Below are 23,693 nucleotides of genomic sequence, written 5' to 3'. Positions count from 1 at the left end.
CTCTTTTATGACACCAAATGGATGATTTGGCTGCTATGAAATGCATCTTTTACGTGCTCATGGCATGTAAAATACAAAATCTGCCTACCGCCTTCAGATAAATCATACAGAACATGTAATACACGTTTCAGCCTTTCCTGATCAAAATGAACAAAACTGTCGTCAAGCTGGAACGGAAGCTTTGACCCACCCTGGCGCGTAACGGCCAAAGCAAATCGGATCGCTGTATACAGCTGTTCACACGTCCCTTGTGACAGCTCTTCCGCATGATAGACAGTTCCATCGCGATGCATAACCATGATCGAATCATCCGTTTCGGAAAAATAAATGGTTTGGTAGTTTCCGTCAGTCAGAGGGCGGAAGAATTCTCCTGCCGTCTCTAGAAGGCGCGGAAGCTCGATTTTTTTATGCCGCTCCAATTTGTTTCTGATCACCTGTTTGACCATTTGTATCGAGGCCCATTTTTTAGCCGTTTCTTTCACACGTTCTTTTTGCATTTCGGTTTGAAGCTTGAGGTCTGAGACCAATCCCGAAGCCTCTAATTGTTCCTGTTTGACTGAGAGCAGTGCGATTTGGCTGCGGAGCTGCTCGATCTCCTCAGTCAGCCGCTCTTTTCTTTCATTCTCAACAAATTGCTTATCTTTCAATTCAGAAAGCGTATTGGAATCCGCCAGTTCAAGTTCCTCCGGGTACCCGCCTTGAAGCTGTGCGTTTACGTGATGAAGCTTGTTCTCCGTATCCTTCAATTGCCTGCTGATGTCGGCTATGGCAAAAAACGCATCTCTGTCTTTTGCAGCAGCCGCGACAAATAACTGTTCGATCTGTGCGTGGAAATACTGTATTTCTTGCTCAAGTTCAAGCATCTGTTCCTTTGTATAATGAATATCTGTTTCAATTTCCTTTTTTTGCTTCTCAATTTCTTTTTCACGTTCAATGTTTTTCCGCAATGTGTGAAGGGCGTCCGAAATGGAGATATCCTGACTCTGATTCACGGGAAGAAGCATACTGACGCGTTCTTCGAATGTTCTCCGGTGCTTTTTCAGCCTGCCTGCTTCAATGGTCAGCTCATGCTTTTTCTTCACTTCTTTTTTAACATCCTTCATTAAGCTGTATGCATCAAGCAAAAATGATGGATCTTCCTTAAATCCGAGCTCATTCATAAAACGCTCAACCTGTGTAAAGGACGGCGCCATTTCGGCTTCCCACTGTTCAAACTGCTGGATGACCCTTTCATACGCCGCCTCTTTTTGCTGGAGCGCTGCACGCTGTGTGAGAAGGTGCTGCTTATTGCGGTCATCCTCCCATAACGCTTCTCTAAGCATTTCAGCTTCTGCTGGTGAAATATCCGTCATGGGCTGTCTTGTCTCTCGGCTGTTTCGAGAAGACGATTTTCCTGATACAAGCCAATACACAATAAGTGCAGCGCCGAAACTTATGGCGGGAATCCATTGCTGCAGCAGAGAAAAGAGAACGATGAACAACATACCAGCTGCAATGACAGTCTTTTTCTGTTTAGCCTGCTGTCTTTCAAAAAACGTTAGCTGTTCTCTGAGCTTCGCTTGCTCTTGGTGCTGCCCCTGTGTTTCATCATATGCTCTAAGAGCAGCTTCTTTATCTTTTCTTTGGCTATCTTCAAGAATCGCGGACGAAGCGGCACGAACGGCCTTTTCCGTGTCTTCCAGCTCTTGCCGGGCAAGTTCAAATGTCTCGTCAAGCTGCCGTTTTCTGTCTCTTGCCTGTACATATTGCTGCACCGCTTGCTGAAGCTGCCATTCATAATCATATGAGGTGTTCATATTCAGGAGCTCATTTTCATCCGTTTTATTGAGCTGTTCCAGCCCTGCCGCTGTCTGCGCAGACGTCTGGCGCAGCTGTGCCTGAATGGCTGCCAGTTGTTCTCCCCAGGATTGGTACATATGAAACGCTGCCGAAAGCTCTTGTATCAGCGTTTCTTTCGCCAATAGTTCTTTATCGGGGATAAGCTTTTGCCTCTGTTTGTCCAACTCCGCCATCTTCACCCGAAGCGCCTCAAGCTGTGCTGATTTCGGGTGAAGATGGGATTCATTTTTTTCCAGCTGATGCAGGCCGTCAGCAGGAAATTGTCCTGCATGTTCCGGAAATTCTGCAATCACCTGTTCGAGTGTCGCTTTTTCATTTAGCAATGGTTTTCGCTCAATCGCTCCCTCAATCATTCGGATATGTCCCGCCGTCTCTTTCAATTCGGTTTCCGCGGCTGCAAGGCGGGCTTCAAGCATTCGTTTTTCCCCGAGAAGCTGATGATAGCCCGCTTCCTCTGCTTCAGCCTGTTTTAGCTTCACTGCCAGCTGCTTAAGCGTTTCCAGCTCCTGATTCAATTGAGGGTTTCGCCCATTTGGTTTATAGAGCCTTTCGCTTTCCTTCGTCAGCCTTGAATCAAGCTTTGATACGGCTTCAGCACCAAACAAGCTGGAAAAGAGCAAAAATTCCCCTATCTTGTCCCGATTAAAGGCGTGAATTTCCTGCAGCCCGAATACGTCGAACGAATATATGGCTTTGTACAACGACCTGTCTGTGCCCTGGAACAGCTGCTTTAAAACATCTCCCTGCTTTACTTCGCCCTTTTCTGTGTACACGCTTAGTTTTTCGGCAGTCCCTTTCGTCCGTTCGATCTTCAGCACTCCATACTCAGGATGTTCAGCTTCAAGAACACCGCCGTAGACACCGCCTGTTTTCGGTTCATATTTTTTCGTTTTCGGAAAACCGAACAGCATGCTTTCAATGAATGACATCATCGTCGTTTTTCCTGCCTCATTTAATCCGTAGATGACTTGGACAGGAGAGGCGGAAAAGTGAAAGGTCCGATTGGAAAATTTTCCGTATTGGTAGATATGTAAAGATATAATTCGCAAAGCTGTCACCGCCTCATGTATCAAGCACCTTAAGCTGTCTTTTCAATAATATCTGTGCCTGCTCTTTTATTTCCTTTACCTCCTCTTGGCTAAACCGGTCCGCGTGCCTTCTATACACTGGATGCCGCTCAAGCCCTTCCAGCACGTCTGACAGATCGCTGCGATCAATGTCTTCAAATAAACCGCCAAAAAAAGGATCAAGGTTTGTTAGGTTTGCTTCGTTTTCTGTCTCATCGTCCAATCTAAGAGGCCAAACGAAATGTTCCTCTTCCGCTTCTTGTTCCTGAAGAGCTTCAAGAAACTCATCCAAGGTGCCTTTTGGCGCCTCCAGCAGCCATTCCGGCGCCGTCCCTTGTAAAACAAGCCTTACACAAACAGGGCTCCCCTTTTTCCGCAGCTTCGAAAACGTGTCCTCCACCATTTGGAAGAGGGCTGTCATATTCTTTGCCTCCGTCACATCAACCGCCGCTTTTTCCCACAGGACATCATGCGCTCTCTGAAATTCATAAGATATATCTCCGTTTGTCACATGAACGAGATAATAGCCTTTATCTCCCGTCTCCTTTATATGGCGTGCTTGCGTGTTTCCCGGGTAAATGACTGCCGGATGCTCGGCAGATAGAACCTGGCGTTTATGTATATGGCCAAGCGCCCAATAATCCATCCCGCTTTTCACGAGGTCGTCATGTGTAAACGGGCAATACGGATCGTGTCCTTCAGATCCTGACAGCGTGCCGTGGAGCATGCCGATATGAAACGGTGCGTCAGTTGATCTCCGATAGCGGGCGGCTTGGTTTTCCGTCACTGCTCTGGCTTGATAGCTGAAGCCGTAAATGCTTGCTATGCGCCTGCCTTCTTTAAAAAACGATTTTTCTTCTGGAACAGCGGACGAAAAAATATGGACATTCTCAGGCCATTCAATCGGCGTCCACTCCCCGCCAAGATGATCGTGATTCCCAAAGATGACGTATACCGAAATCCCGCACTCTCTGAGTCTTTCAAACTGTTTTTTCAAAAAGAGCTGAGCCTTTAAGCTTCGATTGGCTTCATCAAACAGATCTCCCGCCAGCAAAATGAAATCAACGTGCTCTCTCACTGCGGCGTCTATCATATGTCTCACGCTTGCAAACGTGCTTTCTTTAATCCGGGCAAAAATCGGCTCCGGCAGATGCGATATCCCGTAAAACGGGCTGTCAAGATGAAGATCTGCCGCATGAATAAAGGTTAGATCAGTCAACATTCTGCTCCTTTCCAGGATGAAGTACCCTTATTTTAGCACCGAATTCTTGCGAATGCACGTTCTGTCAAAAAAGAAACAGCCTGAGAATCCCCAGGCTGTTTTCCAATCAGTTTTTCGCTAAACGTAGCGCTTGTTTGATCGCTTTGAACGCGCTTGAATTGCCGTAAATTAATACACCGCCTTTATAAATTCTGGCGCCGATAACGGCCAGTATGACAATGGTGAGCAGTGTGATTCCGATTCCGACAGCCGCCTGCCAGAACGGAATATCAAGCATGCCGACGCGCAGGAACATAATCATTGGCGTAAAGAACGGAATAAACGAAGTTACCGTAATAAATCCTGCGTCAGGCGCATTCAAACCGAACATCGCGATCATAAAACCGGCGACAACCAAAAGCGTCATCGGCGTGATCGTTTGCTGCACGTCCTCTATTCTGCTGACGACACTGCCAAGAAACGCGGCAAGTGTCGCGTACAAAAAGTATCCGAGCAAAAAGAAAATGACAGCATAGATGACAGTGGTTGCAGATACGTCGGTCAAATTAAGGAATCCGCCGACAGATGAAGCCGTTTCGCTCTTTTGGTTCAGCTTAAGCGACAGAGAGCCGGCTCCTATAATAATAGCAAGCTGTGTGATCCCGACAAGCCCAATACCAAGCAGCTTTGCAAACATTTGCTGGATCGGCGGCATACTTGAGATCAGGATTTCCATAACTCGCGAAGATTTTTCTGTAGCGACCTCCATCGCTATCATGCTGGCATACATAATCACCGAAAAATAAATGACGAACAGCATAATGTAAACAAGCCCTACCGTCTGGCCAAGCTCTTCCTCAGACTTTGCCCCTTCTTTCAGCGCCTTCTGCCCCACAGTAACGGGCGCATAAAGGCTGCTAATCGTTTCCTGCGACACGCCGAGCTCCGCTGTTCCGACAGCTGTTTTGGTTTGCGTCAGCGCCTGCTGCAGCGTTTGATACGTGCTTTCATCAGAAATCGTTAACGCTTTATATGTTCCTGAAATGGTCCCTTTTTCATCTCGTTTGATGATGAGCATGCCATCGAGTGATTCATCTTTGACTTGCTTTGTGACCTCATCCTCCGATTGCTTCGACAGCTTCACATCAAGATCGCCGTCAGTATCCACCGCTTTCAGCTGCTTAGAAAAAACCGGATATAATTCGTTTGTTTCATCAACAACGGCGATTTTTTCTTTCGCATCGTCACCTTGAAACAAAGAAATGATCGACTCCAGATTCGTTACAACTAAAACAAGCAGCACCGTGATGACAGTCGAAATAATAAAGGATTTTGCCATAATCTTATTTTTGTATGTATGAGAAAGCATGATCCAAAATTTATTCATAGACGGCCCCCACCTTTTCTATAAAAATATCATGCAGTGACGGCTCTTCAAGCTCAAACTTTCTGATAAACCCTTTTCCTTGGAGCATAGCAAAAATCTCTTGAGAAATGTCTTCATTGGCAATCTGCAGCTTGACGCCGTCTGCCGTTTCCTTCCATTGAAGAATGCCTTCATGGGACTGCAAAAAGCGCAGATCGTCATCGGAGTGAATGGTAACATTCTTTTTACCGAAAGAACGCTTGATCTCCTTCAGCTTGCCTTGTACAACCGGTTTTCCTTTCTGCAATATGCAAAGGTTCTCACAAAGCTCCTCCACATGTTCCATCCGATGGCTTGAAAATAAAATAGAAACGCCGCTGTTTTTCAGCGAGATCACAGCCTCTTTTAGCAGCTCAACATTGACAGGGTCCAGGCCGCTGAAAGGTTCATCAAGAATCAGGAGCTCAGGCTTATGCAAAACTGCTGAAATAAATTGGATTTTCTGCTGATTCCCCTTTGAAAGCTCTTCCACCTTCTTATTCTCGTAATCTGTTATATTGAAGCGTTCAAGCCATGTACCGAGCTCTTTTACAGCCTCCCGCTTCTCCATCCCTTTTAATCTGGCAAGATAGACGAGCTGATCCCTTACCTTCATTTTCGGATAAAGGCCCCGCTCTTCCGGCAAATAACCGATTTTGTTGCTGATATGATAATTCACAGGACGGCCCTTCCACCTGATTGAGCCCTCCGTAATGCTTAATAATCCTAGGATCATGCGAAACGTCGTTGTTTTTCCCGCTCCGTTTGCGCCTAATAGACCGAACATTTGCTGTTCCGGAATATCTAAGTCCAATCCGTCAACGGCTTTATAATCTCCAAATGTCTTCGTTACGTGATCAATTGTAAGCACTGAATCTCCTCCTTCCCTGACCCATTATATACTAATTTTGGATAAAGCATAATAAAGGATTTTGATTTCCTTTTTAGAATATAAATGAAGAAAGACTGATAAACCTTAAAATGGAGGAGAAACCTGATGGCTGATTATTTCCTTACCGTATTTGATCCTTCGGGGAACACGCTGGTAAACGAGCAATTCGAGGCAGAACATGAAGAAGCGGCAAAAACGCATGGTGAAGCCCTCTTAAAAGAAAAAGAGCTTCATAGTCATACTCATCGTTTAGTCAATGCAGCCGGAAAGCTGATTTTGTTTCACAGATGATCAGCTTTCCGGCTGATCTGTTACGCTTGAAACTTCGGCTCCCGTTTTTCTAAAAAGGCACGGATTCCTTCTTGGTGATCCTTGGTCCTTCTCATTCTCTCTTGGGCGCTGCGCTCAAGGGATAGCACTTTTTTCAGTTCTTCAATTTGGAGGCTTTGAAAAATACCTTTCGTTTCGATCATCGCCAAAAGAGGGGAGGCCAACAGGGTTTCGATAATGGGTCTTGCGCCTTCGGCAGGGTCTCCGGCAAATGTCCCATCAAGAAGCCCCATATCGGCAGCTTCCGAGGCAGATAGTTTTTTTCCGCTCCAAATCAGTTTTTTCGCTTTTGCTTCACCGATTCTTTTCTTCAGCAAATAATGTCCTCCGCCGTCCGGAACTAGCCCAATGCCGATAAAATTCATCGCGAGAACGGCGTTTTTTTCAGCGAGCACAATGTCCGCACAAAGCGCCAAACTCAGGCCCAGTCCCGCAGCAGCACCATGAATGGCTGCAATTGTCACTTTCTTCATCTGATATAAATTCAGGGTGACAGCCTCAATCGTATCCATCAGCCGTTTAAATTGGTCAGGGTCATGCTCTGACGTCATCATCCTGATATCACCGCCGGCCGAAAAGCCTTTCCCGCTTCCTCTCAGGAGAACGATGAGCGCCTCGCTTGCAGCCGCCATTTCGACTGCCTCCTTCAATTCAGACAGCATCTGTTCATTCAGGGCGTGATGGGCATCAGGCCGATTCAGGATAATCTCTGCAACGGCCCCATTACATGCATATTGAACAAACTCCATTAAAAGCACCTCCATGTATGCGCTTACTTTTTCTTTCTCCTATACATTCCCCGCCATCCCCAAATAAACCTTTTTATTTTTCAAGGTCAATAGATACTGAAAAATGCATATTGTTTGAATGGAAACATAAAGTTTTATATAGTGAAAAAGAAGGGATATCTTGATGAGAAGGGAGGAAAGGAACATGGATAAATTGCTGATCAGTTTTCTGTTAAGTTTATTTATGGTGTACTTTCCCCCTTCGGACGTGGTTCTGCCTTCCCAGTTTGAAGCAAGCACTGACAGCTATGTGCCTATGTCTTCATATCCGCAGGAAACACAATCGGCAAAAACGCCATCGCCGGGCAGCATGCACCCGGCTGAGCTGATCAAAGAGTACAGCCCGCTGGCGCAGTCTGTCAGGCAGCTCTCTGTCAAACCACTTGACGAACCGCTGATAAACAGGCTGGAAAAGGCTTTGGCCGTCCCTGTCAAATACCAGTCTAACTACCTCCGAATATAATTTGCTCAAGTTTTATTTGTAACTCACCCCATACTGCCAACACTACATTCGGAGGGATTTTCATTGAATATTAAAGAAAACGATCTGCCGGGCATCGGCAAAAAGTTTGAAATCGAAACAAGAAGCCACGAAAAAATGACGATTATCATTCATGATGACGGAAGAAGGGAAATTTACCGGTTTAATGACCGGGACCCGGATGAGCTTCTTTCAAATATTTCATTGGATGATTCTGAAGCAAGGCAAATTGCAGCTATTCTTGGAGGCATGGTCTATAAACCGCAAGCTCTGGAGTCCATCGAAATGGCCTTCAGCGATCTTATTATTGAATGGTTTAAGGTCGAAAAAGGCGCCAAATCGATCGGGCGCACACTCGGAGAGCTTGATGTCCGCCAGAATTACGATGTCACTGTGATTGCCATTATCAAACACAACCAGGAAAAGCTCCTAAATCCCGGAGCGGATTCGATTATTGAAGAAAATGACACCCTTGTCCTCTCAGGTGAGAGAAAGCATCTGAAGAAACTGATTCACGATTTTCTTTCTGGAGAGGGCGTGTGAGCCCCGATGGACCATCTTGTATTTGAAGTCGGAACTGCACTTGTCCTTGTGGCAATCGCCAGTGTGATCGCCAATAAAATTAAATTTTCGATTATTCCGTTTCTGATTGTGCTGGGAATGCTTGTTGGACCGCACGCGCCGAAAATGGGGATTATTGATCTAACATTTATTCAAAGCAGTGAAATCATCGAGTTTTTCGGGCGAATGGGCGTACTGTTCCTCCTCTTCTATCTCGGACTCGAATTCTCTGTCGGGAAGTTAATCAAATCAGGAAAATCAATCGCGGTCGGCGGGACGATTTATATTTTGATTAACTTCAGCCTCGGACTGCTTTACGGGTTTATCACCGGATTTTCCTTTCTGGAAGTCCTCATCCTCGCAGGCGTCATCACAATCTCATCAAGTGCGATTGTCGCAAAAGTGCTCGTTGATTTAAAAAGAACTGCCAATCCGGAAACCGAATTGATTCTCGGCATCATCATGTTTGAAGATATTTTCCTTGCCGTATATCTGTCCGTTGTTTCCGGCCTTGTACTAGGTGATGCGACATCCGTAGGGAGTGCACTCTTGTCCATTTTGATCGCCTTCGGTTATATGCTGCTGTTTTTTATCGCAGCAAGAAAACTCCCGCCGCTGTTGAACAAACTGTTGGACATTCGCTCAAACGAAGTGTTTATTATCGTCATTTTCGCAGCACTCTTTTTTATCGCCGGGTTTTCAGAGACGATTCATGTAGCAGAAGCAATCGGCGCGCTGCTGCTCGGTTTGGTCTTTTCAGAAACAGAGCATTCCGATAGGATTGAACACCTCGTTGTTCCGTTTCGCGACTTCTTCGGTGCGATGTTCTTTTTCAGCTTCGGCCTCAGTATCGATCCGTTTTCGCTTGGTGAAGCGGTTTGGCTTGCGTTGGGTGCAGTGATTTTGACCATTCTGGGAAATTTTATCGCCGGAATGGTGGCAGGACGACGCGCAGGGCTTTCTCATAAGGCTTCATCGAATATCGGGCTGACGATCGTATCGCGGGGAGAATTTTCGATTATCGTTGCGAATCTCGGAATAGCCGGCGGACTGTCGGCCACATTAAAGCCGTTTGCCGCATTATATGTCCTCATTCTGGCGATTTTAGGACCGCTTGTAACAAAGGAATCAAAACGAATTTACCGCTTGCTGAACAAGGTATTTAAATGGAAGCCTGAGGTTCAGCCCGCAAAAAAACAGGGATAAAAAAAGCAGCACTGTGATCAGTGCTGCTTTGTCGTCTTCTCAAAAATCTGCTCTAAATATTTGATTTTTTCGTCCGTGTAGTGCTCGAAGCGCTCATTGTACGATTTCGGATCTTTCGGATTCGCAAAATGCGTGATTTTCCCTGTATCCCGATCAATAAATTTACTAGCAGCGCCGCAGCCGATGCCAATAATCGTCTGCACCTCTTCCATAATCATAATGTTGTAGATGCTTTCTTGTCCCGGCAAAGAGTATCCGACGTTTTCAAGGTTTCCAAGAATGTTTTTCTGGCGGTATAAATAATAAGGCACGTACCCATGCTCTTTCGTCCAGGCTACCGCGTCTTCCATCATTTGAGAAACCTCTTCCCTGCCGGCAACTTTGTACTTATGCTTGTTTCTCGTCATTTCTGACGCCCGTTTAAATGAAAGAGTATGAACGGTAAGGGATTCCGGCATCAGTTTTTCTGTTTCTGAAAGACTGTGCCTAAACTCCTTCACGCCTTCCCCAGGCAAACCAATAATCAAGTCCATGTTAATATTATTCATGCCGTGCTGGCGTGACAGATGATATTTCTCAATGGTCTCTTCAACCGTATGGTGCCGCCCGATCGCCTTTAGCGTTTCGTTTTCGTAGGATTGCGGATTGATGCTGATCCGATCAATGTCATATTTGTTTAAAACGGCGAGTTTTTCTTCTGTAATCGTGTCAGGACGACCGGCCTCCACCGTAATCTCACGAATGTTTTTCACATCCGGGAAGGAGCGGACCATTTCTTCATACAGCAGATCCATCTCCTCCGCTGTAATGCTTGTCGGCGTCCCGCCGCCAAAGTAAATGGTTGTAACCTTAACATCATGCTCCTTCAGCCATTCACCAATCTTCTGCATTTCGTAATGCAGTCCCCATAGGAATGAGCCGACTCTGCCCGCCTGTCCTTGGATAGCGTACGCAGGGAATGTGCAATACGCGCATTTTGTCGGGCAGAACGGAATGCCGATATAAATGCTGACTTCATCCTTTACTCGGTACAAATCCGGAACTGCCGCCAGCTGACGGTCAACAATTTCCTGCATTAGCATGATTTTTTCATCATGAATTAAATAGTCTTTTTTCAACTCAGCATGCGCTTGCTCCTTGGACATTCCGCTTTGCAGTTTTTTATGAAGCAGCTTTGTGGGCCGGATTCCTGTGAGGATTCCCCACTTCTGCGTAATGCCCGTATGCGCCTGAAGAAGATTGAGATACACATAAGAAATTGTGTTTTTCACTTGCTTAAAAGCTTCTTTTTCATTCATGCCGGGAGAAAAGAATTTTGTATGCTGTTCCTTTATGCCAGTTCCCTTCACTTCTCCCGAAACCGTCACATGCTCATCCGTTTGTGACAACGCTAAAGAAATGACAAAATCTGCGGGCTCCTCTCCGCCATACGCAAGCTCGCACTCTTCATAAAACAAATTTGCAATATTTTGCAGAGGCCGATGCAGGCGGTCATCATGTATGCCTTCTATTTTAATTTGCAACTTCATCACCTAATTTATCAGATTCAAAACTTTCTTTAGTGTACAGAAATAAACTGCTAAAATCAATCCGGCAAAAAAGCCGCCGCACCTGTCAGGGCGCGAGCGGCTTATTTACACACGTTTCATGTGGAACTTATCAAGAAATCCTTTTCGCTGCTGCATTCGGAAATATTCCTTCATCATATAAGCGACACCTTGCTCGTCATTGGACCTTGTAACCCAATCTGCCTTTCTCTTAATTTCCGGAACGGCATTCCCCATCGCTACCCCAAGACCGGCAAGTTCGATCATCGGCAGATCGTCATACTGATGCCCAATGGCCACGACATCATCCATACTCAGGCCCAGCTCTGAAGCGACGAGGGCCAAACCCGCTTCCTTCGAGACACCTTTCGGGACGATATTCAGCTTCTCATCGTTTACGCGAATCACGTCCACCGCAGGGAAGGCTTTTGTAATCGTTTCTGTAATGTCATGCTGAATGTCGTGCTCCGTGTACACCTCGATGACGGGTGCACTCACCGGCTCATCCATGAGGAGATCGCTTAATGATTCAACGAACTGGACTGGATAAAAGATCGGGTCAGACGGATGAATGAGTGCTTTCCCCAATAAATTCGAATTCACCTTTTTCTTGTTTCCGATGGAATACTTTTCGTGAAGAAGCCGAATATTACATTGATAACTCTCCAGCACTTGAACAATGTTAAAGGTATGATCATCAGAAATTCTTTTTTCAAAAAACGGGGCGTCAATTTTCTCAGCGATATATGCCCCGCTATGGGTGATCAGCTTGGCATCAAGCTTTAGCGATTTCGCTATTTTCTGTGCTGAGCGAAAATGACGGTTGGTCACAAGTGTGACGTAAATCCCTTTTTTCTTTACATATTCAATCGCGTCTTTCGTTGCCTGATGAATCTTCCCGTTCGACCGAAGCAGCGCTCCATCTATATTTAAGGCAAGCAATTGTTTTGACACAGAGATGTCCCCCTCCTTGATGACTGTACTTGTGTATAGGATATGACCCTGTCTCTGTGTTTAGAACAACCTTTTCTTAAAGCAAAAAAAGCCTGGCTCAGCAGACTTTATGTATGGCTTGTTGATAGGATACGATCGAAGCAGCCATTCTCCCTAATATCGTTATTTCGATTTACGAAAAATCATGTATAAGGAACCCCTTGTTTGACCAATGATGCGCTCCGAACACTTACTCTCTGTTGCTTATCCCCTCTATATAACGGCATGATATGCGACCGTATCCATTTGAAATAGGTAAGTGTAGGCGCTTTCAATGTTATTATCTCAGTTTTCCTTTCCGATGACAAGGGTTTTTTTAACTAAAAAAAGTAACCAACTTTTGTATATCCGTGGTAGGATCAGTTGTTAATTTTTAGGACTATACACTTGATCCAGAACGTACATTCCCATACAATATAAATAATAAACGAAAAAGCGGTGTTTATATGGCTGATTTAAAAGAAATATATAATGAAGAACTGATATCTCAGTTGATCCATCATGTAAGGTCATCCTATCCTGATTTTAACAAAAACAGATTCTTGGATATATTACGGCTGGAGGACTGGCCTGAACTCACTTTAAAAGAGCGGATGCGCCGCGTGACAGTTTCTTTATACGAAACTTTGCCAAAACAATACGTTGAAGCGCTCACAATTTTACGGGATACAGCCCCTCATTTTAAAGGACTCAGCGGAATTTTATTTCCAGATTATGTGGAACAGTACGGGTTAGCGCATTGGGAAGAATCAATAAAGGCATTGGAATACTTTACGCAATATTCGACCTCAGAATTTGCTGTAAGGCCTTTTTTGCTGTTAGATCAAGAAAAGATGATTGCACAATTGCTTGCATGGTCTGAGCATAAAAATGAACACGTGAGAAGACTTGCAAGCGAAGGCAGCAGGCCCCGCCTGCCATGGGGAAAATCGATACCGGCTTTGAAATCGGACCCTTCCCCCGTATTGCCGATCCTTGAGAAGCTGATGCAGGACGAGTCCTTATATGTAAGGAAAAGCGTGGCCAACAACCTTAATGATATATCAAAAACGCATCCTCATTTACTGAGTAAAGTCGCAGATCAATGGTACGGAACACATCCCCATACAGACTGGATTATCAAACACGCCTATCGGACCTTATTAAAAAAGGGTGATAAACAGGCCTTAGCGCTTTTTGGTTATGAAAATGCTGATTCGATACAACTACATGATTTAACATGCCAGCCCAAACGTATAGTTATTGGCGAAAGCCTTGAATTTTCTTTCTATATTCATTCAGACAGGGATCAAAAAGTAAGAATTGAGTACGCAATTGATTTTGTAAAAGCAAGAGGCCAGCGTCATCAGAAAGTATTTAAAATAACAGAAACAAATATACGAAAAAACGAAACGAAATCATACACAAGAATCCAATCCTTTAAGGATTTAACCACCAGAAAGCATTACAAAGGAATTCATACATTATCAGTCATCATCAATGGAGAGGTAAAAGATTCATTGGATTTCCAAGTTTGCTGAGTGAATAAAAAATCCCTTCTTATCCAAGAAGGGATTTTGCTTATTAGCCTTCAACACTGCCGTAAAGCTCTTCTAAAGGCTTCATAATGATTTTGTTCAATTCACCAATCAGCATGCTCATGCGCTGCTCCGCTTCCATCAGCTGAGAAATTTTTTCGTGCTGCTGTACAAGCGCAACTGTTTTTTGAGCCTGCGTCACTTCTTCTTGTGTAATCTCTTCTCCTGCCATTTGTTTTTGCTGGAGTCTAAGCTGTACATCACGGAAGTTTTCGAACATGCGCTTCGCTGATTCATCTGCGTTAACTTCGTCGTAAAGGTTTTTTAAACGGGTGAACTCTTCGCTCCCGCGTAATGCATTTTCCAGATCATACGCTACATCATAAAAATTAACAGCCATTGTAAATAGCTCCTTTCATCATTGCCGTTTGACATACCACTCCACTATAACAGACTATGGAGCTCCTTTCATTAATCAAAACCCATTTCTTCTTAAAAAAGGATGACAAACAATGCTTGAATCGCGCCTATAATTCCGCCGAGAAGGCCCCCCAAATAGGTAATCATTTTAAATTCTTTTTTTGAAATGGACAGCACCATTTCTTCAAGACGCTCCACCGGGAACTGATCCACCTGCTCCTTGACGATTTCCTCAAGACGCAACCGTTTTAAGACACTTTCAAGGTTGGACGAAATCCCTTCAAGCAATTTGTCTAACAGTGCCGGCAGCATTTGCTGGGTCAGCTCAGATTCATAGCGGACGGTAAGCGTGCCAATCGTATTGTCGAAGAAAGGGGCAGTCGAAAATGCTTGCAGCACTCTTCGTTTCAAACTGAAAATGAGCGCCTTTGCATTCCATTTTTCATCTGCTTCATTAAACGTATACTCCCTCAGCTTGCCCCATTCGTTTTTTAAGAGATCAGAAAGCAATTTATTTGTTTCCTCATTGCGCAAGAATTTCAGCAGCTCCGGCAGCACGCGATCCGCAAGGCTTGAATTGCCAAGAAACATTTGCACCATGCTTCCAAGCATGCCGCGCTCTTTTAAAAAGTCATCAATCATATTGCCAAGACGGATTTTTCCTTCATCACTTTCAAAATAACTGACACTCCGTGACAATATATATCCTGAAATCATCGGAATTTTTTCCTCAAGCTTTTCCTGCACCTCTATAGGCACCAGCTCTTTTAACGATTGGTCCCCGTATTGGCGGAAAAGCTCATTCAGCTTATCATCGGTCCAGCTGCTGATCCATGCATCAGCAGCTTTTTCTGGGCGCTTCATCCCGGCTTTTTCAAGCGCTTCTTTTACTGTCACTTCAGAAAGTGACAGCTTTTGAATCAGCTGTTCCCCCACTCGAAGAGCCTGCGTTTTGGCTGCATCGGAGACGAGCCGCTTTTTAATGCCTTCAGGGGTTAAGAGATGATTGACTACCATCAGTCCCATTTGTTTTGCAAGTTCATCTCGCCGTCTCGGAATCAGCCCGGGCGTAAAAGGAACTCGCTTCCCAAACAAATAGTACGCTTTATACGGCCTAAACAGCATTTGAATTGCTAAATGATTGGTCACCGCTCCAATAGCAGCGCCGATCACGATCATAAAAATAAAGGTTCCTGCAATACCCATTCCTATTCATCTTCCTCCATCTGTGCTTCAACTTTTTTCATATAGATTATGTACCTATACGTATTATAGAGGCTCATGCAATCACTTAGCAAACGAGGAGACAAATTCCTGTTCTTAGAAAATCAGCTTGTTCTTTTGGAATAGGGCAAGGTGGAGAATCGTATTCTGTAAAGTAGAATACCGTCAGCTGCGTTCGTCTTACATGTATTTAGTGTAAAGCTGCGGACACCCGCCGGCAGCTTTTGAATAAAAGGGGGAGTCTCACCATGATAACACTCGGTTTTATGTCCTTATCCCGCCAGCATGAAGCGGATTATTCCGCAGAACTGGCCAAAAGAGCACCCGAATTCGGCATACGTTTCATCCGGTTTACACCATTTGATATTTCACCTGACACTTTGCGTGTCAAAGCATCGGTCTATCATTCGGCCAGCAGCACATGGAACGAAACTGAAATGGCGATTCCAGATTATATTTATGATCGCTGTTTTTACGGCAAGGATTCACATTCCCAAAAAGCAAAACCAATCGTTGAGTGGCTCAAAAAATATCCGAAAACGGAATTTATCGGGCGGGGTCTTCCCGATAAGTGGACCGTCCTTCACGATTTGCAGCAGCACTCTGTAATCAATCCCTATATTCCCGAAACGATAAAGGTGAGCCGCTACGAACAAATTCACTCCTTTTTATCCAAAGAAAAAGCCTGCATCCTTAAACCGGCATTTGGCGCGGGAGGCAGAGGCGTGATTCTTTTGAAGCTGGGCAAGAAAAACATCACTGCTACTTATCACATCGGAAAGGATAAGCAGACAAAAACGTTTTCCAACCAGACTTCTTTTAAAACATGGTGCAAAAAAGTGCTTCAGCATCAATATTTGCTTCAGCCTTACTTAAACATTCAAGATAAGGAACAATACCCTTGTGATATTCGTCTGTTTATGGAAAAAAACGAAGCATGTGAATGGAATACAGTCGGAAAGGCAGTAAGACGCGGATATAAACACGGGCTGCTGGCCAATTTGTCAGGCGGATCTGATGCGCTGACATTTGACTCCTGGTTTGAAGATATACCGAAAAAACAGCAAGTGGTCTTACTAGATGATGTGTTTTCGATTACCCAATCGGTTCCGTATTATCTTGACGAGCGCTATGGGCCGTTGTTTGAACTCGGTCTTGATATATGTCTTGCTAAGGACGGGAGAATTTGGATTTTAGATATCAATTCCAAACCAGGCAGAAAGTCAATCCTGCGTGTCTCTCCCGAGCAAAAAGAACAGCTGTACACTTGTCCCCTAAAGCGCTGCCAATATCTGTTTTCTGAGCAAAGCCAGAAAGGAGTTCTTCCGCGTGAATCCTAAACGGTTTTTGATCGGCATAGACAAAACCAGTGAAAACACCCTGTTTCTGCCCTCTTCGCTGAAGCAAGACGGACTTTTGCATGCTGCATTCGGAACGAAGGTTGTCAGATGCCACGTTGCTTACAGACGGCATCTGGAACAAACCGTGCTTCTCTCTGAAAATCTGTTTCATGAGCTTTTGCTTCCCCACCGAAGCAGGGCAGATATACTGATTCATGATCATACAGTGCATATCGGGCCGTTAGTCGGCATCTTTACGGCAGGGTTTACTGTATCTCTTGAACGCCCATTTAAGGATCGTTCCCTCTTTTTTTCTAAGCTTGTCACGTTACACGAGCAAGCCGGGGGCTACTGCTTCGTTTTTGGCGCGCACCAAATCAATTGGGAGGAAGGCACGATTGAAGGCCTCCTTTACAGGGAAAACGGCTGGGAGAAAAAAATCGTTCCATTGCCGAACGTCGTTTATGACCGTTTGCCGAACCGAAAAATTGAAGATTCACTTCTCTTGCAACATACAAAAAAGAGGCTGATCGATGAATATCAGATCCCATGGTTTAATAAAACGTTTTTCAATAAATGGAACGTTCATCAATTGCTCGAAAAAGATCCAAGAACGGCACCCTTTTTGCCTAGATCCGAGCTGACACCGTCTGTGGAGCTGATAGATGAGCTCTGTGGCGCATACAAAAAAGTCTATATCAAACCGGCAAATGGAGCACTCGGCACCGGCATTTATCAGCTGACAAGAACAGATGGCGGCCTGACGGTAAAGCATACGAATGACGCCAAAACTTTTACATCAATTGATTATTCCGATGCCGCCTCATTCCTTGCAGAATTTCAAAAACATCACAACCCGTCCGACTTTCTCATTCAGCAAGGTGTTGATCTCATCGAATTTCAAGGCAAACCAGCGGATTTCCGTGTCCATACCAATAAAAACAGAAAAGGAAAATGGACAGTGACAGCAATCGCCGTAAAAATTTCCGGAAAGAACAGCATTACAACACATCTTTCTAACGGCGGCACTGTAAAGACACTTGCGGAAGTATACGATGATCCCGCTGAAAGAGTTGAGGTCATTAAAAAGCTTTCTGCAGCGGCACTGACGGCAAGCCATGTCCTTCATGATCATATCGAGGGGTTTATCGGGGAGATCGGTTTCGATTTTGGCATTGATCAGAACGGTAAAGTATGGATGTTTGAAGCGAATTCGCGCCCGGGCCGAAGCATTTTTTCTCATCCAAATTTGCATCATGTTGATTCTCTTACAAAACGAAGAAGCTTTGAATACGCGTCATATTTATCTGAGAAGGCAATCATATCTCCTGAAGCATTGTGGCCTTCGTAACCTGTCCGCTTTTTTAATAAAGCGGGCTTATCTTTATCCAAAGCTGGGACAAACTGCATATTTAGGCCTCTTCAATGATGTTCTGAAACAATGATACAATGAACATAAGCCGTTTTTATTTAGGTCAATTGATACCAAATGTAAGGAGCGTGGCCGTAATGATTTCTCATTTCAGCTGGAAACCTTTGTTCCCAAAAGAAAAGCTGCCCGGATGGAAAATTTCATTTTATTATAAAGGGACCCATTATGAAGGCATCTATCATAAGAGCGGTGAGATTGAATGGGGAGACTTGTTTCCCGCCCGCGCTGACGAGCCTGCTCTTACAAACGAGATACATGAACTGATGCTTTTTCATATTTATGACTAGCTTAGCCTAAACGGCTAAGCTTTTTTTATTTCTCAAGATTTACCACACAATTCTCCGCATGATTTTCCGGCCATTTTAACATAATACGTAGTAACAAGCCGGCAAAGCATTGGGTTACGCCGAGGCGGCAGTGACACCCGAGAAGGGTTCACAGATTGGTGCAACTCCAGTTAACCCAACCATACTAAATAAAAAGGAGATTTTACACATGGCTAACCAAAACTCTTCAAATGACTTACTAGTTCCTGGCGCAGCTCAGGCTATCGATCAAATGAAACTTGAAATCGCTTCTGAATTCGGCGTTAACCTTGGAGCGGACACAACTTCTCGCGCTAACGGTTCTGTCGGAGGAGAAATCACAAAACGTTTAGTATCTTTCGCTCAGCAGCAAATGGGCGGCAGAGTTCAATAACAATTCAATATATGGCTATAGAGGGCGCGGTTTCCGCGCTCTCTTTATTTTGTCACCCTTTTTTCCTGCTCCACATATCCTAGAAAAAAAGGGAGGGAATCGGGGTGTCATTCATCACCATTGTGAATTGGGAGCTGGTTCAATTCGTAAGTGTATCCATGATTCATGAATATGTTTCCCATCGTTCTGTTTATTTTTACAGGTATTCTTTCCCGCGCTGTTCAAACTGAGAACATCCTTTTATAATAAAAGGCGAGGAGGTTTTTTGATGAAAATCGCTTTATTAGGAGCCAGCGGCCGCGTCGGACAAGCCTTTTTAACACAAGCTGCAGCAGATGAAAGATTTGATATTTTCGCTCTGATCAGATCTCAACATGCTGATCTTCCCCTTTCAAAAGACAGAACCGTCATGGGGAACGCCCGCCGCTTAGATGATGTGAAAAAAATAATGGAGAATGCTGAAATCGTGATCAGCTGTCTAGGCACAGATGGTGATGATACCTTGTCAACTGCTATGGCACACATTCTCTCCGCTATGGAGGAACAGCATATCAAACGGCTTATTACGATCGGCACCGCAGGGATCCTAGATTCCCGATATGAACCGGGAAAATACCGGTTTGAAACAAATGAATCGAAACGAAAGCAGACCCGCGCAGCCAAGGAGCATGCAAAAGTATACGAAATGCTTAAACAATCATCATTAGACTGGACAATCATCTGCCCCACTTACCTCCCGGACGGAACAGCAACCGGCGTTTATCGTACGGAGCGTAACGTTTTGCCTGAGGGCGGCACAAGCATTTCGGTCGGCGATACTGCGGACTTTTTATATCGTGAGCTCGTTACAGGTGAGTATGTCGGAAACCGTGTCGGACTGGCTTATTGACTACATAAACCAAAAACCCAAAACACGATTGTTTTGGGTTTTTGAGCGTTATGCAATGGAATGTTTCTGTCCCTTTTGCAGTTCATACATTTGATAATATTGGCCTTCTAATGCCATCAGTTCCTCGTGGTTCCCTCTCTCAACAATTTCTCCTTTATCAAGAACCAAAATCTGATCAGCATTTCTGATTGTTGAAAGCCGGTGAGCGATGACGAAGGTGGTGCGTCCTTGTTTGACGACATCAAGCGCCTTCTGGATCACGGCCTCTGTCTCTGTATCAATATGCGCCGTTGCCTCATCTAAAATCAAGATCGCGGGATCAAACGCCAAAGCTCTAGCGAAAGAAATTAACTGCCGCTCTCCAGAGGATAGCGTGCTGCCTTTTTCAATCACGGGCTCATTAATGCCCTTCGGAAGCTTCTTAAGAAGAGGCTCAGCACCGACTTGCCGCAGTGCATTTTTTATTTCTTCTTCAGTCATTCTTTCGTCATCCAGACTTACGTTAGATCCGATTGTGCCCGAGAATAAGTACGGGTCCTGAAGCACAATACCCATATGGGATCTGAGTTCCTGTCTTGACATGTTGTAAATGCTTTTTCCATCAATTAAGACATCACCTTTTTGCGCATCATAAAAACGAAACAGAAGATTCAAAATCGAGCTTTTTCCTGATCCGGTATGGCCGACGAGCGCTACGGTTTCGCCTTTTTGCGCAGTAAAGGAAATATGCTTTAATACCTCTTTACCTTCTTGATACGCAAATGACACATCACGAAATTCAACCCGCCCCAGCGCGCGCTCCTTCGCCGGTTCACCCGCTTCTTCCGTATTCTTTTCTTCAAGCAGTTCAAAAACACGCCCGGCGGAGACCCTTGCAAGCTCCAGCTTTGAAAACTGATTGACGATGCCTGTGATCGGCTGAAATAACCGGTTCAAATAATCGACAAACGCGTACAGCACACCGATAGAAACAATCCCCGCCGCATTCAGGCTCGCACCGCCAAAATGCCAGATCAGACAGACGAACGCAAGATTGCGGATGACATTGACCAGATTATGGGACATTAAGGAGTTTAAATTCAGCATCCTGTTTTGGAAATAAAAATGTGATTCATTTAATTCCTCAAATTCTCTCATTGTTTCCTTTTGATGGCGGAAAGCCTGAATAATGGTCATGCCTTGAATTGACTCATTCATTTTTGCGTTAATGTCACTGTTGATCGAGCGGATTTTTTGGTTGTAATATGACGCATATCTCCGGTATATGACCGACCACAGCCAGATAATCGGCACAATTGCCAGACATACAAACGCAAGCTTCACATCAAGCAGAAACAAAGCCGTGAATATCCCGAACATATAGATTCCGCTTGTCACAAATGTTGAAAGCACTGTGACATATAAATCCCTAATAGCCTCCGTATCATTGGTAATCCGCGCAACGACTTTTCCGGCCGGAAGGTTGTCAAAATAGCGAATCGGCATTTTCTGTATGTGCGAAAACACGTCCTGCCTCATCTTTTGAATAATCCGATTGGCGCTCATCTGCAGCAGATAATGCTGTCCGTATTGAAAGAATACCGAAAACACAAGCAAGCCCCCATACAGGCAGATCAGTAACACCATTCCCTTTATTTCCGGCTGATAGAACTGGAAAAGTTCCTGCTTAGTCAGCTTTTCGGCAGCATATGCCCGGCTCTTGTCTCCGTTTGTGATCGTCAGCTTCCCGTCAGAAACCGTTCTATTCCCGTCGAAGCTGACAGCCTGATCAACAAAATAGAACGCCATTCCCACTTGATAAATATGCGCTTCTTTTGCTTTTGAAACAGGCTCCTGCAAGCGGTCCTCTCTGACATATGAGACGCCGTGAAACTGAACGGCATTTTTATCTTTTTCCGCAGCTTCATACCATGTTTTCTCAATGCCGAGGATATGGTCGTCTATCATTTTTTTGCCAATAAAGGGCCCAGTCAGTTCTGCACCGACGGCAACAGTTAGCAAAAGGACGGCTGTGATCAGCAATTTTCGATAAAGAAGTGCGTATCTCCATAACGTTTTTCCTATTTTCATGCCCCTGCTCCCCCTTCTTCCGCAGTGAACAGCTGCTGTCTTTCATATTGTTCCCGGTACCACCCATTATTGGCCAGCAGTTCTTGATGCGTGCCTCTCTCAGCAATGACGCCGCCGTCCATCACAAGGATCAGGTCAGCGTGCTCTACCGCGGATAATCGGTGTGTCAAAATAAATGTCGTTTTTCCTTTGCGGTTTTCTCTGATGTTCTTGATAATTGCAGCCTCTGTTTTGGCATCTACAGCGGAAAGTGAATCATCCAGAATCAAGATTTCCGGATTCGCCATGAGTGCTCTCGCGATCGAAATTCTTTGTTTCTGCCCGCCTGACAGTGCCACGCCTTTTTCACCGACCATTGTCTCCAGACCGGACGGAAGCATGTGCAAATCTTTTTCAAAATGTGCTTCGGCAATGGCTTGCTGAACCTCTTTATCAGTTGCATCCTGTTTTCCGTATAAAATATTTTCTTTTACAGTCCGTGAAAACAGTAAATGATCCTGAGGCACATATCCGATCCATCCGCGGAGACGGTCAAGAGGGATTTGCTGAATCGGTACACCTGAAAATGTAATGCTCCCTTCACCTGGAGGATACTGGCGCAAAAGCTGCTTAATAATTGTCGTTTTTCCGCTCCCGGTTTTACCTGCAATCCCGACAGTCTGCCCTTTTCGCACCGTAAATGAAATATCCTGAAGATTGTCACTTGTTGAGCTTGGATATGTAAAGCTGACATGACTGAAAACGATATCTCCAGGCTCTTTAAGATCAGCGGGCTGTTTTGGATCTGTCACATCCGATTCATAAGAAAGAGTTTCATTTACCCGGTCTAATGACGCATTGCCGCGCTGCATCACGTTAATGAGTTCACCGATTGCAAACATCGGCCAAATCATCATGCCGAGATAAACGTTAAAGGACACTAACTCTCCAAGCGTCAGCTCGTTCCGGAATACAAGAAACGCTCCGTAGCCGAGCCCAATCAGATAGCTTGCGCCGACAAGCAGTTTCACCGTCGGCTCAAACAGTGAATCAATAAAAGCCACTTTCATATTTTTCTGATAAACATCAGCGGTCATTTCATTAAACCGGCGAACATCGTTTGTTTCCTGAACATACGCGCGAATCACCCGCACGCCTGAAACAGATTCCAGCACTCTGTCATTCAGCGCCCCGAACGCGTTTTGGGCCTCAGTAAACCGCTCATGAATTTTACTTCCATATAGACTGATTGCAATCGCCATGACTGGAAGCGGGATAATGGCGGCAAAGGTCAGCTTCCAGCTGATCAAAAACCCCATTGTCAAAAAGATCGTCATCATAAACATCGTAGAATCGACTAACGTCAAGATGCCAAATCCTGTCGTTAAACTGACGGCCTGAAGATCATTTGTCCCTCGTGCCATTAAATCGCCTGTCCGGTTTTTTTCATAAAACGGCGGCGACATAGTCAGCAAATGCCCCATCAGCTTCGTACGAAGAATTTTCTCCATCAGATTCGCTCCGCCAAACAGCTGATGCATCCAAAAATAAGACATGATATACACGGCCGCCGTCAGCATAAAAAAGATACCGATATAAAACAGCAGCCCTTCCGCAGTAAATGCCCCTGCTTTCATATCATCTATGGCGTTCCCCAAGAGCTTAGGCGGAAACATTTCAATGACATTGACTGCTAATAAAAGGACAATCGCAATCGTATAGCGCAGCCAGTACGCCTTAAAAAACCAGCCAAGCTTTTTCAAAACTGAAAACATCTATCCCCATCTCCTTATCAGCCGCCTTCTATTTTTTC

The 23,693-nt window shown here is 44.8% G+C and carries 22 protein-coding genes; 11 read left to right on the top strand and 11 right to left on the bottom strand.

The window, feature by feature from the left end:
• Positions 1–5 precede the first annotated feature (5 nt).
• The 4 genes from sbcE to QF06_RS03865 form a co-directional block, all read right to left on the bottom strand.
• Positions 6–2,897: a DNA repair/recombination ATPase SbcE gene (gene sbcE, locus QF06_RS03880; protein WP_080332616.1), complete on the bottom strand. Its 2,892-nt coding sequence runs from the start codon at positions 2,895–2,897 to the stop codon at positions 6–8.
• Between the two features lie 4 nt (positions 2,898–2,901).
• The gene (locus tag QF06_RS03875; protein ID WP_014479332.1) at positions 2,902–4,128 is read right to left on the bottom strand and encodes a metallophosphoesterase family protein; all 1,227 of its coding nucleotides are present in this window, start codon (positions 4,126–4,128) and stop codon (positions 2,902–2,904) included.
• A gap of 106 nt (positions 4,129–4,234) precedes the next feature.
• The gene (locus tag QF06_RS03870; protein ID WP_003244912.1) at positions 4,235–5,494 is read right to left on the bottom strand and encodes an ABC transporter permease; all 1,260 of its coding nucleotides are present in this window, start codon (positions 5,492–5,494) and stop codon (positions 4,235–4,237) included.
• Entirely contained in the window at positions 5,487–6,383 is an 897-nt protein-coding gene (locus QF06_RS03865) for an ABC transporter ATP-binding protein (protein ID WP_015715597.1), read from the bottom strand. Before QF06_RS03865 ends, QF06_RS03870 begins: the two co-directional genes overlap by 8 nt.
• A 126-nt stretch (positions 6,384–6,509) precedes the next feature.
• Here QF06_RS03865 and QF06_RS03860 point away from each other — a divergent pair, with 126 nt between their 5' ends.
• The gene (locus tag QF06_RS03860) at positions 6,510–6,695 is read left to right on the top strand and encodes a YhzD family protein (protein WP_003233264.1); all 186 of its coding nucleotides are present in this window, start codon (positions 6,510–6,512) and stop codon (positions 6,693–6,695) included.
• Between the two features lie 20 nt (positions 6,696–6,715).
• Here QF06_RS03860 and QF06_RS03855 read toward each other — a convergent pair whose 3' ends face one another.
• Positions 6,716–7,483: an enoyl-CoA hydratase gene (locus QF06_RS03855; RefSeq protein ID WP_003245167.1), complete on the bottom strand. Its 768-nt coding sequence runs from the start codon at positions 7,481–7,483 to the stop codon at positions 6,716–6,718.
• A gap of 163 nt (positions 7,484–7,646) precedes the next feature.
• Between QF06_RS03855 and khtS the strand changes: the two genes are divergently transcribed.
• The 3 genes from khtS (at position 7,647) to khtU (ending at position 9,770) form a co-directional block, all read left to right on the top strand.
• Complete coding sequence (gene khtS, locus QF06_RS03850) at positions 7,647–7,985, top strand: K(+)/H(+) antiporter modulator KhtS (RefSeq protein WP_010886463.1); 339 nt, start codon at positions 7,647–7,649, stop codon at positions 7,983–7,985.
• Between the two features lie 63 nt (positions 7,986–8,048).
• On the top strand, positions 8,049–8,546 hold the full coding sequence (gene khtT / locus QF06_RS03845; protein ID WP_003233269.1) for a K(+)/H(+) antiporter subunit KhtT: 498 nt from the start codon (positions 8,049–8,051) through the stop codon (positions 8,544–8,546).
• 6 nt (positions 8,547–8,552) lie between these two features.
• Positions 8,553–9,770 carry a K(+)/H(+) antiporter subunit KhtU gene (khtU, locus tag QF06_RS03840; RefSeq protein WP_038428703.1) on the top strand — a complete coding sequence of 406 codons (1,218 nt, stop codon included), beginning with the start codon at positions 8,553–8,555 and terminating at the stop codon, positions 9,768–9,770.
• Positions 9,771–9,787: 17 nt separating this feature from the next.
• Here the strand turns inward: khtU and QF06_RS03835 are convergent, their stop codons facing one another.
• Together QF06_RS03835 and QF06_RS03830 are read right to left on the bottom strand one after the other, a co-directional pair.
• Positions 9,788–11,293, bottom strand: coding sequence for a coproporphyrinogen III oxidase (locus QF06_RS03835; protein ID WP_014479327.1), 1,506 nt, complete (start codon positions 11,291–11,293; stop codon positions 9,788–9,790).
• A gap of 111 nt (positions 11,294–11,404) precedes the next feature.
• A complete protein-coding gene (locus QF06_RS03830) occupies positions 11,405–12,271 on the bottom strand; it encodes a Cof-type HAD-IIB family hydrolase (RefSeq protein ID WP_003233277.1) in 867 nt (288 codons plus the stop codon).
• A gap of 485 nt (positions 12,272–12,756) precedes the next feature.
• Between QF06_RS03830 and QF06_RS03825 the strand changes: the two genes are divergently transcribed.
• Positions 12,757–13,830, top strand: a complete 1,074-nt coding sequence (locus QF06_RS03825) for a DNA alkylation repair protein (RefSeq protein ID WP_041851023.1) — start codon at positions 12,757–12,759, stop codon at positions 13,828–13,830.
• A gap of 43 nt (positions 13,831–13,873) precedes the next feature.
• Here the strand turns inward: QF06_RS03825 and QF06_RS03820 are convergent, their stop codons facing one another.
• Positions 13,874–14,227, bottom strand: coding sequence for a YlbF/YmcA family competence regulator (locus QF06_RS03820; RefSeq protein ID WP_003224239.1), 354 nt, complete (start codon positions 14,225–14,227; stop codon positions 13,874–13,876).
• Between the two features lie 92 nt (positions 14,228–14,319).
• Positions 14,320–15,453 (bottom strand): DUF445 domain-containing protein, encoded by a 1,134-nt coding sequence (locus QF06_RS03815; protein WP_003233281.1) that lies wholly within the window; start codon positions 15,451–15,453, stop codon positions 14,320–14,322.
• A gap of 266 nt (positions 15,454–15,719) precedes the next feature.
• Between QF06_RS03815 and spaC the strand changes: the two genes are divergently transcribed.
• The 6 genes from spaC (at position 15,720) to QF06_RS03790 (ending at position 19,831) form a co-directional block, all read left to right on the top strand.
• Positions 15,720–16,811: a spore coat associated protein SpaC gene (spaC, locus tag QF06_RS03810; RefSeq protein ID WP_015715593.1), complete on the top strand. Its 1,092-nt coding sequence runs from the start codon at positions 15,720–15,722 to the stop codon at positions 16,809–16,811.
• Positions 16,801–18,162, top strand: a complete 1,362-nt coding sequence (gene yheD, locus QF06_RS03805) for a spore coat associated protein YheD (protein WP_015715592.1) — start codon at positions 16,801–16,803, stop codon at positions 18,160–18,162. The genes spaC and yheD overlap by 11 nt, the downstream gene beginning before the upstream one ends.
• 149 nt (positions 18,163–18,311) lie before the next feature.
• Positions 18,312–18,530 (top strand): YheE family protein, encoded by a 219-nt coding sequence (locus QF06_RS03800; protein ID WP_010886462.1) that lies wholly within the window; start codon positions 18,312–18,314, stop codon positions 18,528–18,530.
• 208 nt (positions 18,531–18,738) lie between these two features.
• On the top strand, positions 18,739–18,942 hold the full coding sequence (sspB, locus tag QF06_RS03795) for a beta type acid-soluble spore protein SspB (protein WP_003233287.1): 204 nt from the start codon (positions 18,739–18,741) through the stop codon (positions 18,940–18,942).
• A 104-nt stretch (positions 18,943–19,046) separates the two neighbouring features.
• Entirely contained in the window at positions 19,047–19,172 is a 126-nt protein-coding gene (locus QF06_RS20945; RefSeq protein WP_080332596.1) for a hypothetical protein, read from the top strand.
• A 38-nt stretch (positions 19,173–19,210) separates the two neighbouring features.
• Entirely contained in the window at positions 19,211–19,831 is a 621-nt protein-coding gene (locus QF06_RS03790; RefSeq protein ID WP_041851024.1) for an SDR family oxidoreductase, read from the top strand.
• 48 nt (positions 19,832–19,879) lie between these two features.
• On the opposite strand, the gene bmrD is transcribed toward QF06_RS03790, so the two are convergent.
• A complete protein-coding gene (bmrD, locus tag QF06_RS03785) occupies positions 19,880–21,901 on the bottom strand; it encodes a multidrug resistance ABC transporter ATP-binding protein/permease BmrD (protein ID WP_041851025.1) in 2,022 nt (673 codons plus the stop codon).
• Positions 21,898–23,655, bottom strand: coding sequence for a multidrug ABC transporter ATP-binding protein BmrC (gene bmrC, locus QF06_RS03780; protein WP_041851026.1), 1,758 nt, complete (start codon positions 23,653–23,655; stop codon positions 21,898–21,900). The genes bmrD and bmrC overlap by 4 nt, the downstream gene beginning before the upstream one ends.
• Between the last annotated feature and the right edge of the window lie 38 nt (positions 23,656–23,693).

Origin of the sequence: Bacillus sp. YP1 (genome assembly GCF_000877815.1) — a bacterium.
Classification (GTDB): Bacteria; Bacillota; Bacilli; order Bacillales; family Bacillaceae; genus Bacillus; species Bacillus subtilis.
This window is presented reverse-complemented; position numbering and strand designations above follow the sequence as displayed.

Excerpts from the sequence above, each read along its gene's own strand:
- QF06_RS03855 (WP_003245167.1), bottom strand. The coding sequence starts at position 7,483 with ATGGAGTTTGTTCAATATGCATGTAATGGGGCCGTTGCAGAGATTATC.
- QF06_RS03825 (WP_041851023.1), top strand. The coding sequence starts at position 12,757 with ATGGCTGATTTAAAAGAAATATATAATGAAGAACTGATATCTCAGTTG.
- QF06_RS03820 (WP_003224239.1), bottom strand. The coding sequence starts at position 14,227 with ATGGCTGTTAATTTTTATGATGTAGCGTATGATCTGGAAAATGCATTA.
- sspB (WP_003233287.1), top strand. The coding sequence starts at position 18,739 with ATGGCTAACCAAAACTCTTCAAATGACTTACTAGTTCCTGGCGCAGCT.
- khtS (WP_010886463.1), top strand. The coding sequence starts at position 7,647 with ATGAGAAGGGAGGAAAGGAACATGGATAAATTGCTGATCAGTTTTCTG.
- QF06_RS03875 (WP_014479332.1), bottom strand. The coding sequence starts at position 4,128 with ATGTTGACTGATCTAACCTTTATTCATGCGGCAGATCTTCATCTTGAC.
- khtU (WP_038428703.1), top strand. The coding sequence starts at position 8,553 with ATGGACCATCTTGTATTTGAAGTCGGAACTGCACTTGTCCTTGTGGCA.
- bmrC (WP_041851026.1), bottom strand. The coding sequence starts at position 23,655 with ATGTTTTCAGTTTTGAAAAAGCTTGGCTGGTTTTTTAAGGCGTACTGG.
- spaC (WP_015715593.1), top strand. The coding sequence starts at position 15,720 with ATGATAACACTCGGTTTTATGTCCTTATCCCGCCAGCATGAAGCGGAT.
- QF06_RS03860 (WP_003233264.1), top strand. The coding sequence starts at position 6,510 with ATGGCTGATTATTTCCTTACCGTATTTGATCCTTCGGGGAACACGCTG.
- QF06_RS03870 (WP_003244912.1), bottom strand. The coding sequence starts at position 5,494 with ATGAATAAATTTTGGATCATGCTTTCTCATACATACAAAAATAAGATT.
- bmrD (WP_041851025.1), bottom strand. The coding sequence starts at position 21,901 with ATGAAAATAGGAAAAACGTTATGGAGATACGCACTTCTTTATCGAAAA.
- QF06_RS03790 (WP_041851024.1), top strand. The coding sequence starts at position 19,211 with ATGAAAATCGCTTTATTAGGAGCCAGCGGCCGCGTCGGACAAGCCTTT.
- QF06_RS03815 (WP_003233281.1), bottom strand. The coding sequence starts at position 15,453 with ATGGGTATTGCAGGAACCTTTATTTTTATGATCGTGATCGGCGCTGCT.